The sequence below is a fragment of the Dissulfurimicrobium hydrothermale genome, from assembly GCF_022026155.1.
Lineage (GTDB): Bacteria > Desulfobacterota > Dissulfuribacteria > Dissulfuribacterales > Sh68 > Dissulfurimicrobium > Dissulfurimicrobium hydrothermale.
In genome coordinates this window covers 205,583-222,059 of record NZ_CP085041.1, presented here as the reverse complement: position 1 = coordinate 222,059, position 16,477 = coordinate 205,583, and the positions used below count along the sequence as shown (strand labels likewise).

Here is a 16,477-nt window from a genome sequence, read left to right as displayed (position 1 = left end):
CTGCTCCTTCAGGCCTTTTGGGGCGGCGCTAGAGGCGCTTGGGATGTCTGGGGAGGCGGCGTGAATATCCTTTGAGCAAGCTCCTTGTCCACCATGAACATCCCGCCCGGAGATTGACCAGCAAGCTTCAGTCTTTGGATTACCGCGCCTACCGACGCCTCCTCTTCAACCTGCTCGGAGATAAACCACTGGAGGAATATCTGGGTGGCGTGGTCCTTTTCCTCAATGGCGATGTCCATCATGTGGTTTATGCGGCCTGTCACTGTCTGCTCGTGTTTGAGCGCATCTTCAAAGGCCTCAAGCGGTGACGCCCATTCTGCCTTTGGCCCCTTGATCTCCTTCAGAACCACCCTGCCGCTACGGTCATTGACGAAGTCGTACATTTTCATGGCATGCATGAGTTCCTCCTGCGTCTGCACCCTCATCCAATGGGCGCATCCTAGCAGGTCATTCGCCTGGAGATATGCCGCCATGGACAGATAGATATAGGCCGAATAAAATTCAAAATTTATCTGGTCGTTCAATAGGTCCTGCATCTTTTTGCTGAGCATGGTCTTTATCCCTTCCATAGCCCGTGAAGGTTACAGTATTCGCGGGCGGTTATGTTCGTTGCGTCGATGCAGAAAAAGGCCTCGGGCTTGTCGCCTGGCTTCAGGAATTCCCTATAGGCCCTGCCGTCCGCAATGAGCTCGATCCATTCGATATAGTGCTTTTCCTCCATCGGGTGAGGAACGCTGCCCACCTTGATCTTGTAGCCACCATCGACCTTCTCGATCACAGGGACGTGTTTTTCCCTGGACGCATCTACGATATTTTCCTCCATGAGCTTCATGGGTTGTCCGCAGCAGACGAGCTGCCCCACGCCATCATGGACCATCTCCACCATGTTTCCGCATATCTCGCACTTGTAAATCTGTAGCCTCTTTGTCATCTTGTGTTCCTCCTTTATTTTTTCTTTTTATTGTCCTTTATACCCTTGTGCGCAGCCTCAAGAAACTTGAGCCAGTCGGACATCTTCTGGATGTTGCGTGACATGGCCCAACGCCCATCTGCAAAGACCCCATAGTCGGCGCCGCCCATTGCCGAGGCGAATCTGGTTGAGTTGGCGAAAAACAGCCACTCCTCTATCCACATCTTCTCAATGGCCTCGTTAAATATGCTGTCATGCTGGGCAAGCCCCTTAGCCAGGCCTTTACCCCAGGCGGCAAGGACGATCTTTGTGGCTGTAAGCGTCATCTCGTTAGTGGTCTTTATGGACTGATCCAGCCTTGCAAAGTGTCCGTCCACCCAAGGCTGGGTGTGGCAGGCGAGACATACGGCCTCCATTGTTGCAAGCCTTTGGGCCTGTTCCTTTGCATCGATCAGATAAGCGGCCGCCGGTTCGCCTGTAAGCTCGGACGGAAGCGGCAGGCCGGCTTTGTTCCTGATGATGCTCGTATCAGGTGACTTTGGCTGAGGTGTAGCATAGATAAGACCGAAGAGCCTATAGGGAAGCCTGTCACTCATCTGGTGCGTGCGTTTGGCTATTACTTCACCGCTCTTGGTGACAAGCAGGCTCACATGACACGTCGCACAGGTGGGCGCGGTAAAGTCTTCGCCCAGCTTCCACGGCACCGCATCGAAATGCCATTTTTCTTTGTCGGCGGCGTAGATGTTCCCGTGTTTGCTCACACTGTAAACCTTGTAGGCAGGGACATCAGGGCCCTTGTGGCATTCCGAGCATGTGGCAGGTTTTCGCGCAACCTCGATGGAGAAGGCGTGTCTCGGGTGGCACGAGGTGCATGAGCCCTTGGAGCCGTCGGGGTTTATGCGGCCAACCCCTACGCTTGGCCAGCCTGCAAGTTCGGGGAATTTCATCTCCCCCATCGAGGTGTCGCGCGCCTTCAGGCCCTTTACCTCTATCTTTGTGCCGTGGCAGTAGAGACAAGAGTCATCCTGTGTGATCTGATCTGGCTTGCCGATAGTCGCCTTTTTGCCGTCAAATGCGGCTATGCCGTTTGTCGAGTCCATAAGGCCGTGATAGACAGGGTTATTTACAAGGTTTCCATAGGCATGGGACATGATATTCTTTGCATATTCGTCCCTTTCAACCGGGTGGCATTCGGCGCAGTCCTGGGGGGTCACAACCACATGGACCTTGAAGCCATTGTGTTCAAAGGTATCCTTGTGAGAGGCTGCATTTATTGTGTGACACTCGGCACAGCCCACAACTATCCCAGACATGCCCGCAGGGACCTTTTCTATGGATATGCGTCTTTCGATAACCGGCTTCTTGAGGGCTTCTTCGACGGTCATTTTTGAATGGCGCCCGCTCTTCCAGTCGGCCACAATCCCTGGGGTTGCGGATTCGTGGCACCCGAGACAGGCCTGCGTGGCATCGCTTATCTTGCCCTGGGCAAGGGCGCTGCCTGTGCCGTGCGCCATCAATGCGGTGATCAAGGCTGCGCCCGTGAGATATCTTTTAATAATCTTCATCGGTTGATCCTCCTTATTTGACCGCGAATAACAGTCTGTTTTCGTTTACCAGGATCGGCGCGTATTCCTCCTTTGGGAGTTTAAAAAAATCGCCCACAGAGCTTGGGACCTCGCTGTAGTAGAGCCTGGCCTCGATCGTAAGCGCACCCTTTGGAAGATTTTTGGGGAGGTTGAAGCTGTAGTGTTCGATCTTCGTCTCCCTGGGCCCGATTCTGTAGTCAACCCGGGTGTTTTCTACCGTGTACCACTGGCAGGTGGTCATTTCGCCCTTTGGATTGAAAAACGGTCTTCTAAAGATGCGCGCCCCGTCCGGCACATTTCCATCCCTCTTGAGGCCCTTGAAGCCCTTTATATTCATGATCTCGCCATAGTCCTGATAGGCCAGGGTCTTTGAGTCGGCGATAGTGAATCCTTCATCTTTGAAGCCTTTTTTTGTTACAGGCACGGGATAGCGCCTGCCTTTTGCATCCACCGCCCAGACCTCGAGCCAGAGCATGCGCTCCTCTGTCGAGCCGGATGGCACGAAGTGACCGGCCTTGCCGTTAAAGAGCTCGGCCCGGAAGTTTATCGTTTGGCCCGGCGAAACCGTGGCGTTTTCTGTGTAAAGGGCCAGATCAATGACCCCGGCCAGCTTGTTCGGCCAGTGTGAGCCATGGAAGACGTGATGGGCGATGTCTTTTCTCTCAGGGCCCATGTCGGTCGATTTGCCCGGTGAGTGATACATGTGGCAGTCCTGGCATCTTGTCCCCTCTTTTGCATAGGGCCCGGCCTTCCACTCCCTGTAGGTCTCTTTTACCCATGCGCCGTAGGGGCTCTGTTCGTCGTGACAGGTGGCGCAGAGCTCTGGGCTCCTGGTGAATTCAGAGAATTGCGTGCCGTGTGCAGGGCTTTCGGCGTCCTTTCTCGGTCCGCGCTTTATGCCATTTGGATCAATTGTGAAACTGAAGTTGTAGGGCGCCTTCTCTGTGCTCCCTGTTATATTGTGGCAGATCTCGCAGGAGACCCCCTCGTTTGCGCGGGTATTCGCCACAACCGGCTTTGGCGGGATGTCGCCTGAGAGAAAGGCCAGAGGTCCGTGGCAGGCGATACATCCTGCCTTCACCCCTGACACCTTTTCAAGTTTCAAGGCGTGGGGAAGGGCAAGCTTAAAGTATTCAACCTCATCCCACTTGTGGGTATAGGACTGGGACATGAGGCTCTGCGCCCACTCCTCGTGTATTTGTATGTGACAGCTGGCGCAGTAGTCGGGTTTCTGGAAGTCGTCGTACTTAAGTTTCCCCATATCCGCCGGAAAGCCCAAGGCCGGTGTTAAAAAAAGCGCTGCAACAGCCATTATTACGCCCTTTATGGTCGCTTTCATTTTTACCCTCCTCCCTTTTTAACGTAAAATTCACATGCCCATCTTTAAAAAAGCGATTTTAAAGATGGGCATCAGTACTTTAGGTAAGTAAAATTATTTGCATCCGCTCTTTTTGCAGCCTTTCTTTGCGCCCTGCGCGCCGTGCTTGGCCAGATAGCTCGCCACACCCTCTTTGGTAGGCTTCATGGCCTCCTCGCCAGGCCTCCAGTTTGCCGGGCAGACATCGCCGTGGGCCTCGTGGAACTGCAAGGCGTCAAGGATACGGATGGCCTCATCGACATTCCTGCCAAGCGGCAGATCATTTATGAGCGCATGCCGTACAATGCCCCCCTTGTCGATAAGGAACAGGCCGCGTAAGGCCACGCCAGCTTCCTCCAGCAGAACACCGTAGGCCCTGGATATCTGTTTCGAGAGATCCGCCACCAGAGGATATCTGACATTGCCTATGCCTCCATTGTTGACAGGTGTGTTTTTCCAGGCGAGATGGGTGTATTCGGAGTCTACCGAGACCCCGATGACCTCGCAGTTTCTCTTTTTAAACTCGTCCAGCGCCGTATCAAAGGCCAGTATTTCGGACGGGCAGACAAAGGTGAAATCAAGGGGATAGAAAAAAAGTATGATGTATTTTCCCCTGTTCGAAGAAAGGCTTATCTCCTTAAAGTTGTTGTCGGGCATGACCGCCTTTGCCTTGAAGTCAGGCGCCTCTTTTGTAACCAGATTGCACATAAATACTACCTCCTGTTATCTTTGTTTTGGTTTTTATAGCTACCAATTCTCGCCCAGCAATTCGAAGTGGGCTATCGGGTGTGCACAGGCAGGGCATTTTTCAGGTGCCTCTTTTCCCTCATGGAGATAGCCGCAGTTTCTACAGCGCCAGACCACGGTCTCTTCGCGTTTGAAGACCTTTCCTTCATCTATGTTTTTGGCCAGTGCCCTGTATCTCTTTTCGTGCTGTCTTTCAGCGACCGCTATGGCATCAAATATGCAAGCTATCTCATTAAATCCCTCTTCCCTGGCGATCCTTGCAAAGCCGGGGTACATCTGGCTGTGTTCGTAGTTCTCGCCCTGGGCTGCATGGAGGAGATTGTCCCTGGTGCATCCAATGGTACCGGCCGGAAAAATTGCCGTTACCTCTGCGTCCCCGCCTTCAAGGAGTTTATAGAGCCGTTTTGCATGTTCCCTTTCTTGGTTGGCTGTTTCTTCAAAGATGGCTGCAATCTGTATAAAACCCTCTTTTTTTGCCTGGCTTGCATAGTAGGTGTATCTGTTTCTTGCCTGAGATTCACCCGCAAAGGCGATGAGGATGTTCTTTTCTGTCTGTGTGCCTTTGATCCTGTCCATCTAAACGCACCTCCTTATTTAAATTTAACTTATTGATATAAAAATTATCTTTCTTTTGAGGATGATCGTTCCCCTTTCTTTTTGCACCCCGGGCATATGCCTTCGAATTCAAGGCGATGACCAAGCACTGTATAGCCGCACGGATCTGTAACAGCCCTTTCTATCTCATTTAATTGGATTGCAGGGATGTCATCGACCCTGCCGCACTTGATACACTTTATATGATAGTGATTCGATGTATCCCAGTCAAAACGTTTTTGTCTGCCCGTCACCTCAAGTTTTTGAATGATATTTAGGGCTGCAAGTGTTTCCAGATTGCGGTAGATGGTTGCAAGGCTGATCCTAGGGAGGCGTTTTTTGACCTTGTCATACAGTTCATCTGCCGTCGGATGGGTTTTGAGCGCCCTCAGTTCCTGAATTATTATCTCACGTTGCCGGGTCATCCTGATCTTGTTTGTTTTCATTGAGGTATCTTTTTAAAGAATAATTATTATTTTTAATTTAAAAAAGTTTTTTGTCAAGGATTGATCTTCGCCTAGCCGATAACAACAATAACAAGGTGATGAAATAGATTTTTTATTATAATATAGCAAATTAGCTGCAAGATCGGGTTTTTCATATCCCAGGATTGTCGTCGGAGAAGATGTTTTGAAAATTTTTAGGAATCAATATTTAAACATCAAGGAGCGCAACCAATGAGAAAAGGGGCAAAAACGATCGTTATCTTGGGTTTGTCGGCAGCTGTTTTTTGGGGTTTGTTCGTATCATGCTCCAGCGAAGGCGGTCGCCGTACGGAAAACAAGCCTGGGCAGACGCAGACAAAGACTGATTCTGGGCATGCAGCCACGACTGATTATCTCAAGGGCAAGGTCATCCAGACCATGGACAGTGGCGGCTATACGTATGTATTGCTTGATAGAGGCGACTCTCAAATATGGGTGGCGATGCCAGAGACCAAGGTTTCAATTGGAGACGATCTGCTGCTTGATCCGGGCATTGAGATGAAGGGTTTTACAAGCAATACGCTTAAGCGCACGTTCGACAGGATCGTTTTCTCGTCAGGTATCATATCGGGCGGCCACTCGCAAGGCGCTCTGGCCGCCGAGGATGGGGCGGTCCATCATGTCTTGTTGGAGAAAAAAGATGTAAGGATCGAACGGGCCAAGGGCCCTAATAGCTATACGATTGCGGAGATCTACAGGACGAAGGCGGAGATCAACGGCAAACAGGCGGTTGTAAGAGGTGTAGTGGTAAAGGTGTCGACCGGCATTATGGGTAAAAACTGGGTGCACATTCAAGACGGCTCAGGCACACAAGAAAAGGGCGACTTTGATCTTGTTGTTACATCACAGGACCTGCCGGCAGTCGGCGATGTGGTGACCGCAAGTGGAATACTGCATTCAGACAGGGATTTCGGCGCAGGATATAGGTGCAGTGCCATAATGGAAGATGCAACAATACGAAAAGATTGATTTTTCGGGATAGACCACAAATGAATAAAGAGGCGGACGCAATAAGCGGTCTGCCTCTTTAATTTTTGGCGGGGCCGACGAGGCTCGAACTCGCGACCTCTGGCGTGACAGGCCAGCGTTCTAACCGGCTGAACTACGACCCCGAATTTTTAAGTCGTTTCATTTACCTTCTTTTGAAACTAGGGTGGTAGGCGGAACAGGATTTGAACCTGTGACCCTCGGCTTGTAAGGCCGATGCTCTCCCGCTGAGCTACCCGCCCTTAAGAGATTTTTCTTGTACCATTTGATTTTTTTGGTGTCAAGGGCATTATAATTGTAAGCAAGTGATCCGTTTACATGCTAATCGCCATAACCAAATCAATAACTTATAATTTGCTTGAGGGGGCGCACCCTTTTAGAAAGCTGTGAACGATATCGGAAAGATTAAATTTTATTGTGCGCAATAATAAGGCTGAGGTGTTATTTCTTCTAAAACAGGACTCATAAAGACCTTGCTTGGTATAGGCAATCCTGCCTGTAAGGTTCCCATTGCATGCGGCTATGTGAGCCGGAGGATTGGCGAGATAGAATCCAATATTACGGATATCTTTAACGGGGCGTTAAAAGGATTAAGAAAGTCAGGTATGTTGAGACCGGACGCCATCGAATCAAGGGTAAAATATTTAGTTGAGATGCATCCATCCTTGTGTCATGGAAACAGACACTAGAGACCATTATAAAGAGGGTAAGCCGTAATCGGTGCAGTTTGCGCCCCCTTTTTCTCCCATCGTCTGTGATATAAATGGCCCTATCAATAAAAGATCGCCAGACCATGAATACTCAAGTTGATAAGGAAAACCCGATTTCCAATCAGTCTGCGGGGGTTATTGTCTCGTTTACAAAAATCATATCCCATAAAAATATATCCTCGATAAAGATATCAGGCGGGTGACAGCCTGTTTATCCTGCAGCGGGATAGAATGGTCCTGCCAGAGGAAAGCCCTGGCAATTACTACTAATTTTGGGCCTTTCTCTAGTTAATGAATTGTATACCACCTCCCCCAAGTCCCAGTGCGGCAAGTTCCATGGCCCTCTGTCTACGCTGCACAACCCCTTTTTGCCTTGTTAAGCACAACGGGATGTCAAGGATCAGCCCTATTGAGCCGTCACCAAGTATCGTGGTCCCGGAAAAATCCGGTTTATCGGTCAGAAAATCAGCGATGGGTTTTATGACCACGCCTTGTTTTTCCAAAAGGGAATCCATCCTAGACCAGCTCGAATTTTTCATAATATATTTGGTGTCAAGGGTAGATCAAGGTTGTCTGCACAGGGCCGAGCTGAATACAATTTCAAAAAGATATCCGAATTTTTAGGCTTGACAGTTTCCATTGATTTGTCTATAAAAATGAACGGTTATTCATGAATAAAATTTTTATCGGTTTAAGGCCTTGACACAACATTGTAACAGGTATATACATAATCCCCATAATGAATATCTATTCATAAATAAAATGGGATGAAATAGTCTGTCATTACAGCAAAAGGATTGAAAGCCGATAAGGCCGCCTTCGAGTATAGATGATTTTATGATGAATAATCTATTACATGAACGCCTGGCAGTTATAGAAGACAGGTGGATACGTTTGATAGCGGCGACATATCCCCCTGAGACTGCCAAGTTTTTGCTCGGCCAGAAAGATCGGTTCGCAAATCCAGTTGGCTATACCATTTTAAATGCGGCCGGTCCTATTTTGGAAGAGATTCTTAAAGGTGGTGATCCCGAAAATGTCAAGGATCAAATGGACGAGATGGTGAGGATCAGGGCGGTGCAAGATTTTGAGCCGTCCGGGGCTGTTTCGGTGTTTTATCTGCTAAAAAAGGCCATTAGAGATGAGATTCGTGCGCAGGATTTGGGCGGTAAGATCAAATTGGAAGATATCCTTTCGTTGGAATCTAAGATCGACAAATTCGTATTAATGGCCTTTGATGTGTATATGAAGTGTCGGGAGCGAGTGTGGGAGATCAAGCTCAACGACATTATGAAGAGACCTTTTGTGTTGTCAGAGGTGACTATGTGTCCATCATATCTTATAAAAAAAGGCATGTTTAAAGATATTGGCCTTGAAAAAGATATTAATAATCAAGGTCTTAGCTAAAGTGAGGTGTTGGTAATGGGTGCAATGATATCCCTGATTGCGGTTTTGGTGATAATTTTAGCCGCCTTGGTAGGTTCGATGGCAGGGTTGCAATATGTCTTCGGTGTGATTCTTCCTTATACCGGCTTTACCATATTGCTTGTCGGATTTGTTTTTCGTGTGCTTGACTGGGCTAAGTCACCGGTGCCGTTTCGTATCCCTACGACAGCAGGTCAGGAATTTTCTCTCCCATGGATAAAGCAGGCAAAGCTTGACAATCCGAGCACCACGATGGGTGTGCTGGGGCGCATGGCCTTTGAAATTCTGGCCTTTAGATCACTGTTCAGAAATACCAAGGCCGAGCTCCGTAGCGGCAATCTTATTTATGGCCCGGCCAAGTGGCTGTGGTTGTTTGCTTTGGCCTTCCACTGGGCATTTTTCATTATAGCCGTAAGACACCTCCGTCTTTTCATGGTGCCGGTCCCTGGTTTTGTCGAATGGCTTGATAAGTTGGACTCGATCATGCAGATCGGCACCCCGCCGCTTTATATCACTGATGTGCTTCTGATTGCCGGGGTTACTTTTTTATTGCTGAGGCGTCTCATGAGTCCGAGGATACGCTATATCTCATTACCGGCTGATTATTTTCCGCTGTTTTTAATACTCGCCATAGCGACGACCGGCATATTAATGCGTTTCTTCATCAGGACCGACATTGTGGGCGTAAAAGAGATTTTGGTGGGCCTGGCGACCTTCCATCCAGTTATGCCTGATGGGATAGGACCGATCTTTTTTATCCATGCGACGCTGGTGAGCGTCCTTATGGCCTATTTTCCGTTCAGCAAGCTTATGCACCTTGGGGGGGTCTTTTTGAGTCCGACCAGGAATATGGCCAACAATAACAGGATGGTCAGGCACGTCAATCCATGGAATTATCCTGTCAAGATTCATACCTATGATGAATACGAGGATGAGTTCAGAGACCTTATGAAGGGCGCAGGAATACCAGTTGAGAGGGAATAAGCTAAGATGGCTAAGGATCTAATACCGCAAGAGATGCTGAGAATTGACTACAATCCGCCTAAGACGGGTTGGATGGATACCCCTGTTAAGATAAAGCCTGGTATCTATTGTCATCCCGCCAAACCGGAAAAGATAGCAGATGTCGGGATGCCCAACCCCCATCATTGGAATCCTCTTGATGAAGACTGGAACTTGCCGGAGAACTGGCAGCAGATATTCTTCGACGGTATGAGGGAGAGGCTGGATAAACACCGTTCCTTTAAGATATTTATGGATATCTGTGTAAGGTGCGGCGCCTGTGCGGATAAATGTCACTTTTTTCTTGGTTCCGGTGACCCGAAGAATATGCCGGTGGTCAGGGCCGAGCTGTTGAGATCCATCTACAGAAAGGAATTCACAACGGCCGGTAAGATACTGGGCAGGCTTGCTGGCGGTAGGGAGCTTACAGCCTCTGTGATCAAGGAATTGTGGTATTATTTTTTCCAGTGCACAGAGTGCCGGCGTTGCTCCTTATTCTGCCCGTACGGTATTGATACGGCGGAGGTCACTATTATAGGGCGTGAACTCTTGAACCTTCTCGGTCTCAATATCAACTGGATCCAGGAGCCTGTTTCAAACTGCTATCATATCGGCAATCACCTTGGTCTGAAGCCACATACATTTAAGGAAAATATTGAATTCCTTTGTGACGATATCGAGACCTATGTCGGTATCCGGATAAATCCCACGTTTAACAGAAAAGGGGCAGAGATACTCTTTGTCACGCCCTCGGGCGATGTCTTCGCCGATCCGGGTATCTATACGCTCATGGGTTATTTGATGATCTTCGAACATATAGGTCTTGATTACACATGGAGTACCTATGCATCCGAGAGCGGTAATTTCGGCTTCTTTACGTCTTTTGAGATGGCCAAACGCCTCAATGCAAAGATATATGCAGAGGCCAAAAGACTTGGTGTGAAGTGGATACTGGGCGGGGAGTGCGGGCATATGTGGCGCGTAATTCATCAGTACATGGATACCTTCAACGGCCCGGCCGACTTCCTGGAGGAGCCTGTCTCACCGATTACCGGGACGAGGTTTGAAAACGCGAAGTCCACAAAGATGGTTCACATCACCGAATTTACAGCTGATCTTATCAAGAACAACAAGCTCAAGTTAGACAAGAACCGCAATAACCATCTGAAGGTAACATTCCACGATTCATGCAATCCCTCAAGGGCCATGGGCATCCTGGAAGAGCCCCGTTATGTGATAAAGAATGTCTGCAACTATTTCTATGACATGCCGGATACAACTATCAGGGAACAGACCTTCTGTTGCGGTAGTGGGGCTGGTCTTAATGCGAGCGAAAATATGGAGATCAGGTTGAGGGGCGGGCTTCCGAGGGCCAATGCTGTTAAGTATGTTCATGAAAAGCATGGTGTAAATACGCTTGCATGTATCTGCGCTATCGATAGAGCAGTGCTTCCAGCCTCGATGGAATATTGGGTGCCAGGCGTCAAGGTAGCAGGTGTGTCGGAATTAGTAGCGAACGCACTGATAATGGAGGGCGAAGGGGACAGGACTATGAATCTGCGAGGGGAAGAAATCCCGAAAGGGGAGGAAGGCAGCGATGTATGATGCAAACAAGATAATCCCTGGCCTTGTGATATTTGTAGGTCTCATGACCGTTCCGATCTGGTCGGCAATGGGCAGAGTCGTGCCACCTCCTAAGCCGAAGCTTGATACACCGGTTATACGAGAACTTGCTGAGAAGAAGTGTGTAGAAGGCAAGGAGTTTATGAAGTCGTCGCATATGCAGTTTCTGATAACATGGCGGGATGAGGCCCTTAGAAAGGGTAAACGTGTTTATATAAACAGTAGAGGCCAAAAATACTACGTAAGCCTGCAGAATACCTGCATGAAGTGTCATTCCAACAAAAAGGAATTCTGCGACAGGTGTCATAATTACGCAGGGGTTGAAGACCCATATTGCTGGGAATGTCATCTTGCGCCAAGGGATGCAAAAGGAAACGAATTATGAGCATGGACAGGAGAGAATTCATCAAGATAGCCGGGATCTCCGCCCTGTTGGGTATCACGGGCAAAGGTGCGTTTGAACTGCTTCGTCCGGGTGATCTGGATGCCTTTGAAGGACAAGAGGGTGGGGCTGGACTGCGAAAAGAAGATTTGCCCAAGATCAGGTGGGGCATGACTATTGATGTAAAGAAATGTGACGGTCAAGTAGTGCAAAAGGTGAGGGGGGTCTGCGATTACCTCCATAACATCCCTCATTTCAATAACAAAAAGGACGAGGTCAAATGGATATGGGGGGATACGTATGAGCATGCCTTTGCCGACGGCGCAAACGAATATATAGACGACGCTATAAAAGAGCTGCCGTTTTTGCTTTTATGCAATCACTGCGACCATCCGCCCTGTGTAAGGGTATGTCCTACGAGGGCGACGTTCAAAAGGCCCGACGGTATAGTTGCGATGGACTATCATCGGTGTATAGGCTGCCGTTTCTGTATGGCTGCATGTCCTTTCGGTTCGCGCAGTTTCAATTGGCGTGATCCAAGGGAAGGATTGAAAGGGAGGAAGTTGAATCCGGAATTTCCGACCAGGATGCGTGGTGTTGTCGAGAAGTGTAACTTCTGCGTGGAAAGGATAGACAAGGGTCAGATACCAGCCTGTGCCGAGGCGGCGCCTGAGGTTATGACATTCGGCAATCTTGCTGATCCGAATTCCAACATAAGACAGGTTCTTCGGGTAAGGACCTCTCTTAGGCGTAAGATAGAGTTGGGCACAGAGCCGTTTGTATTCTATTTGGTGTGAGGGTGCTATGCTAGAAAAGGCATTGGTTGGAAGTCAAAGGTATTGGGGTTGGATCATATTCCTGCTCGCAGTTATAGGTGTCGGGTTTGCGTGTTGGATATACCAGCTGAATTACGGTCTGGGCATTACGGGCATGAGCCGCGATATCTCATGGGGCGTCTATATAGCCCAGTTCACCTACTTCGTCGGCGTGGCAGCGGGTGCAGTTATGCTGGTAATCCCTAAATACCTCCATCACTATCAAAAATATGCAAATATAGTCATATTTGGTGAATTCTTGGCGATTGCTGCGGTTGTTATGTGTCTGCTTTTTATAATTGTGGATATAGGACAGCCTCAACGTATGCTTAACGTCTTGTTTTATCCCACACCGAACTCGATACTTTTTTGGGATATGATCGTCTTAAATGGTTATTTGGCCATCAATATAATAGTCGGGTGGAACAGCCTGCTCGCCGAGCGTAAACATGTCCCGCCTCCAGCGTGGATTAAACCGTTTATATATCTATCCATCCCATGGGCGATCAGTATACATACTGTTACAGCCTTTTTATATGCAGGTCTTCCAGGTCGCCATCTGTGGTTGACAGCAATCATGGCCCCTAGATTTTTGGCGTCCGCTTTCGCAGCCGGGCCTTCCCTACTTATACTTCTTTTGCTTTTAGTCAAGAAACTGACAAGATTTGAGCCTGGAGAAGAGGCTATCCAGTCTGTCGCCAAGACCGTGTGCTATGCGCAGATAGCCAATATGTTCTTTCTGGCGCTGGAATTCTTTACAGCATTTTACAGCAACATACCGGGCCATATGAGCGGCCTAAAGTACCTCTTTTTTGGCCTTGACGGCTATCATGAGCTCGTGCCCTGGATGTGGACATCCATAACCTTCGGGCTTTTTGGCATCTTGCTCCTGCTTATACCGCCGCTTCGTAGAAATCATACGTTTCTTGTTGTGGCGTGTGCATCTATATTCTTTTCGACATGGGTCGATAAGGGTGTAGGTCTTGTGATTGGTGGTTTTATACCAAACCCATTGGAACAGGTCACTGAATACCACCCCACATTTCCCGAGATAGCCATTGCAACAGCTATATGGGCGATAGGCGCCTTGATCCTTACCATTCTATACAAAGTTGTCGTGTCTGTGAGGCAGGAAAACGCGTAAACAGCCCGGGATTTGATTTTATCTGTTTAAGGCTGATCCCAAAAGGGATCAGCCTTTTTTATTAAAACGATGAAAGAAGTTTTTCTATGAAGGTACTGCTCATCTATCCACATTTTCTCGATCAAAGGGTTATTGATTATGACATAAGAGCCGTTCCTATAGGGCTTTATTATATCGGTGCGGTCTTGAAGGAAAGGGGTATCGATGTCGAGATATTGAATTTCCATGAGATAAAAGGCCAAGTTGAAATATATGAAAAGATTTTGCAGGAAAAGCAGCCTGACATCATCGGATTTTCGATATTTCATGCCAACAGATGGGGCGGTATCGATATGGCTAGGGTGGCAAAGAGGCTCTTCCCGGATATAAAGGTTGTATTCGGCGGTCCTGGCGCAACATTTTTATGGAGGCATATCCTTGAAAACTATCCAGAGGTCGATTTTGTGATCAAGGGTGAGGGTGAGATTACGTTTTTGCGCCTGATCGAGAGGATTGAATATGGAAAGGCGCATGGCGGACTGGGAGACATAAAAGGTTTGGCCTTTCGTTGTGACGGCAATGCCATCAGCACTGGTGATCAAAAATTTATTGAGGATATAGACATGCTGCCGAACCCTGCAAGATATTTTACATTCGAGCATGTTGTCTCCTCTAGGGGGTGTCCATGGAACTGCACCTTTTGCGGCTCACCTAGGTTTTGGAAGAGAAGGGTAAGGTTTCATTCGCCCGATTATTTTGTGGAGCAGCTGTCGCTTTTGTATGAAAAAGGGGTCCGTTTTTTCTATTTTTCCGATGACACATTTACCCTTGACAAGATCAGGGTGATCCAGATCTGTAAAAAGATATTGGAATTAGCTCTTGATATCAGATGGGTTGCGATATCAAGGGTGGATTACGTAGATGAAAACGTACTTTATTGGATGAGAAGAGCGGGCTGTATACAGATAAGTTACGGCGTAGAGAGCGGTTCGGCTGAAATAAGAAATAGACTCAATAAAGACATAAAGTTGCAAGACATAAAAAGGGCTTTTACCCTGACGACAAGTTACGGTATACTGGCTAGGGCCTATTTTATTTATGGCTGTCCTGGTGAGACGCAGCAGACCATCCAGGAGACGATAGACCTGATTGATGAGATTAAGCCGCTTAGCATAATCTTTTATATCCTTGATCTGTTTCCTGGTACCAGGCTTTATGAGGATTTTGTAAAAAAGACAGGGGTGTCGGATGATATATGGTTAAACCGTATTGAAGATATAATGTATTTCGAGATCGACCATAGCCTTACAGCAGAAGACATATTGTCGTTCGGCAGGCGTTTGAGATCCCATTTTTACGGCAATCTCCACAATTATGCATTGAATGTTGAATTAAAAGATGATCCGGGCCTTTATTCACTCCATGCCGATTTTTTATCCAGGTTGGCCATGACCTTCAGTCATGGCGATTATTCAAAGATCGATCAGGTGTTAGAAAAAGACAGTGTTGCAGCCGTTCTTTTTGAACGTGCGCTGGGCTACCACCCTAATCACAGGGCATATCTTGGGCTGTCTGCGCTCAAACAAAGGGAGGGTGACCTTAAGGGTTCCATAAGGGTTGCATTGGAGGGCCTGGTTCATTTCCCAGGCTCTGAAGACCTGAGTCTATGTATTGCGACAAGCATGATGAATCTTGGAAGATATGAAGACGCCCTTTTGTACCTGGCCCCATTTAAGGACTCTGACAGATTCAGTGGTTATATCGATTTGTGTCGCAAGGCTTTGGGCAATGGGTTATAGCGCTGTTTTCTTCTTCCGGGAGGCCGATGCATATCTGTTCCTTGAGGTCATCAATCTGATCCCTGTAAAAAGAAGCCGGTTTTTCTTGCCCGCAAGACCTGCAGACTACCCTTGCATGTGTTCATCTGCCCTTAATCTCCGCCGGACCGCCGCAGAATATACAGGTGAGATGTTTTTTTTGCCGTTTCTCAATAGAATCGCCGCCCATATATTTGCCTTCCGATATATTTGGGTTAGATTATGGAACAAATTACAAGATAAAAATGCAATAAGGAGAGATGCATGGCAATGCCCCCTGTTTCATCCGGTGAGACACATGATATCATACAGACCCTTGAAGGGGAATTCGAAAAGAATCCAAGGTCGGTGATCGCCGCCCACAGGCTCGGCCTTAGCTATTGGCGTTCAGGCAGGTTCGAAGACGCTGTCAGGGCCTTCAGGCATGCGCTTGAGATAGATCCATTGTCCTTTGAGATAAGGGTCAACCTTGGTTCCCTGTATTTTCAGATGGGGGAATTTGATAAGGGGATAGAGGAAAACAAAAAGGCCCTAGAGGCGTACCCGATGTCTGCAGAGGCGCTGGCAAACATAGGTTCTGCATATATTCAGCTAAAAAATTGGGATGAAGCTGCGCATTATTTGACAAGGGCCCTGGAAATCAACTCTGATATGGTTACGGTCTGGACGAACCTTGTTACGGTCTATATCGAGAAAGATGAGCTGGACAAGGCGATAAGCGCCGGCAAGAAGGCCGTTAGTCTGGCCCCTTCTTTTGGCCTTGCACATAATAACCTTGCCGTAGCGTATTATAATAAAGGTGATTACAAGTCAGCCATGGGGCACCTCGAAGAGGCGTGCAGATACGGCTATCCTGTCCATCAGCAGTTTGTGGAGCTGGTCTCTGAGAAGGCCAGGACGCAACGAGGATAGGC

17 protein-coding genes and 2 tRNA genes are annotated in these 16,477 nt (G+C 48.1%); 9 read left to right on the top strand and 10 right to left on the bottom strand.

Going from position 1 to position 16,477, the window contains the following annotated elements; genetic code table 11:
- Positions 1-8: 8 nt before the first annotated feature.
- The 7 genes from LGS26_RS01095 to LGS26_RS01065 form a co-directional block, all read right to left on the bottom strand.
- Positions 9-551: a ferritin gene (locus LGS26_RS01095; RefSeq protein WP_237888841.1), complete on the bottom strand. Its 543-nt coding sequence runs from the start codon at positions 549-551 to the stop codon at positions 9-11.
- A 5-nt stretch (positions 552-556) separates the two neighbouring features.
- Positions 557-931: a desulfoferrodoxin gene (locus LGS26_RS01090; protein ID WP_237888840.1), complete on the bottom strand. Its 375-nt coding sequence runs from the start codon at positions 929-931 to the stop codon at positions 557-559.
- 14 nt (positions 932-945) lie between these two features.
- Positions 946-2,475 (bottom strand): multiheme c-type cytochrome, encoded by a 1,530-nt coding sequence (locus LGS26_RS01085; protein WP_237888839.1) that lies wholly within the window; start codon positions 2,473-2,475, stop codon positions 946-948.
- Positions 2,476-2,488: 13 nt separating this feature from the next.
- Positions 2,489-3,835 (bottom strand): multiheme c-type cytochrome, encoded by a 1,347-nt coding sequence (locus LGS26_RS01080; protein WP_237888838.1) that lies wholly within the window; start codon positions 3,833-3,835, stop codon positions 2,489-2,491.
- A 93-nt stretch (positions 3,836-3,928) separates the two neighbouring features.
- Positions 3,929-4,561, bottom strand: a complete 633-nt coding sequence (locus tag LGS26_RS01075) for a peroxiredoxin (protein WP_237888837.1) — start codon at positions 4,559-4,561, stop codon at positions 3,929-3,931.
- 39 nt (positions 4,562-4,600) lie between these two features.
- Positions 4,601-5,176 carry a rubrerythrin gene (gene rbr / locus LGS26_RS01070; protein WP_237888836.1) on the bottom strand — a complete coding sequence of 192 codons (576 nt, stop codon included), beginning with the start codon at positions 5,174-5,176 and terminating at the stop codon, positions 4,601-4,603.
- A gap of 44 nt (positions 5,177-5,220) precedes the next feature.
- Positions 5,221-5,640 carry a Fur family transcriptional regulator gene (locus tag LGS26_RS01065; RefSeq protein ID WP_237888835.1) on the bottom strand — a complete coding sequence of 140 codons (420 nt, stop codon included), beginning with the start codon at positions 5,638-5,640 and terminating at the stop codon, positions 5,221-5,223.
- Between the two features lie 231 nt (positions 5,641-5,871).
- Between LGS26_RS01065 and LGS26_RS01060 the strand changes: the two genes are divergently transcribed.
- Positions 5,872-6,648: a DNA-binding protein gene (locus tag LGS26_RS01060; protein WP_237888834.1), complete on the top strand. Its 777-nt coding sequence runs from the start codon at positions 5,872-5,874 to the stop codon at positions 6,646-6,648.
- A gap of 66 nt (positions 6,649-6,714) precedes the next feature.
- On the opposite strand, the gene LGS26_RS01055 is transcribed toward LGS26_RS01060, so the two are convergent.
- The 3 genes from LGS26_RS01055 to LGS26_RS01045 all read right to left on the bottom strand — a co-directional run bounded on the left by LGS26_RS01055 (position 6,715) and on the right by LGS26_RS01045 (position 7,879).
- Positions 6,715-6,791: transfer RNA gene (locus tag LGS26_RS01055), tRNA-Asp, on the bottom strand.
- A gap of 42 nt (positions 6,792-6,833) precedes the next feature.
- Positions 6,834-6,908, bottom strand: a tRNA-Val gene (locus LGS26_RS01050).
- Between the two features lie 752 nt (positions 6,909-7,660).
- The gene (locus tag LGS26_RS01045; protein WP_237888833.1) at positions 7,661-7,879 is read right to left on the bottom strand and encodes a CheW domain-containing protein; all 219 of its coding nucleotides are present in this window, start codon (positions 7,877-7,879) and stop codon (positions 7,661-7,663) included.
- A 334-nt stretch (positions 7,880-8,213) separates the two neighbouring features.
- On the opposite strand from LGS26_RS01045, the gene LGS26_RS01040 reads away from it, so the two are divergent.
- The 8 genes from LGS26_RS01040 to LGS26_RS01005 all read left to right on the top strand — a co-directional run bounded on the left by LGS26_RS01040 (position 8,214) and on the right by LGS26_RS01005 (position 16,475).
- A complete protein-coding gene (locus LGS26_RS01040) occupies positions 8,214-8,783 on the top strand; it encodes an RsbRD N-terminal domain-containing protein (RefSeq protein WP_237888832.1) in 570 nt (189 codons plus the stop codon).
- Positions 8,784-8,798: 15 nt separating this feature from the next.
- On the top strand, positions 8,799-9,785 hold the full coding sequence (gene dsrM, locus LGS26_RS01035) for a sulfate reduction electron transfer complex DsrMKJOP subunit DsrM (RefSeq protein ID WP_237888831.1): 987 nt from the start codon (positions 8,799-8,801) through the stop codon (positions 9,783-9,785).
- A 6-nt stretch (positions 9,786-9,791) separates the two neighbouring features.
- On the top strand, positions 9,792-11,408 hold the full coding sequence (gene dsrK / locus LGS26_RS01030) for a sulfate reduction electron transfer complex DsrMKJOP subunit DsrK (RefSeq protein WP_330873300.1): 1,617 nt from the start codon (positions 9,792-9,794) through the stop codon (positions 11,406-11,408).
- A complete protein-coding gene (gene dsrJ / locus LGS26_RS01025; RefSeq protein WP_237888830.1) occupies positions 11,401-11,811 on the top strand; it encodes a sulfate reduction electron transfer complex DsrMKJOP subunit DsrJ in 411 nt (136 codons plus the stop codon). Before dsrK ends, dsrJ begins: the two co-directional genes overlap by 8 nt.
- Positions 11,808-12,605 (top strand): sulfate reduction electron transfer complex DsrMKJOP subunit DsrO, encoded by a 798-nt coding sequence (dsrO, locus tag LGS26_RS01020; RefSeq protein ID WP_237888829.1) that lies wholly within the window; start codon positions 11,808-11,810, stop codon positions 12,603-12,605. The genes dsrJ and dsrO overlap by 4 nt, the downstream gene beginning before the upstream one ends.
- 7 nt (positions 12,606-12,612) lie before the next feature.
- Positions 12,613-13,767 (top strand): sulfate reduction electron transfer complex DsrMKJOP subunit DsrP, encoded by a 1,155-nt coding sequence (gene dsrP, locus LGS26_RS01015; protein ID WP_237888828.1) that lies wholly within the window; start codon positions 12,613-12,615, stop codon positions 13,765-13,767.
- Between the two features lie 86 nt (positions 13,768-13,853).
- On the top strand, positions 13,854-15,545 hold the full coding sequence (locus tag LGS26_RS01010) for a B12-binding domain-containing radical SAM protein (protein ID WP_237888827.1): 1,692 nt from the start codon (positions 13,854-13,856) through the stop codon (positions 15,543-15,545).
- 282 nt (positions 15,546-15,827) lie between these two features.
- Positions 15,828-16,475 carry a tetratricopeptide repeat protein gene (locus LGS26_RS01005; protein ID WP_237888826.1) on the top strand — a complete coding sequence of 216 codons (648 nt, stop codon included), beginning with the start codon at positions 15,828-15,830 and terminating at the stop codon, positions 16,473-16,475.
- Positions 16,476-16,477 lie beyond the last annotated feature (2 nt).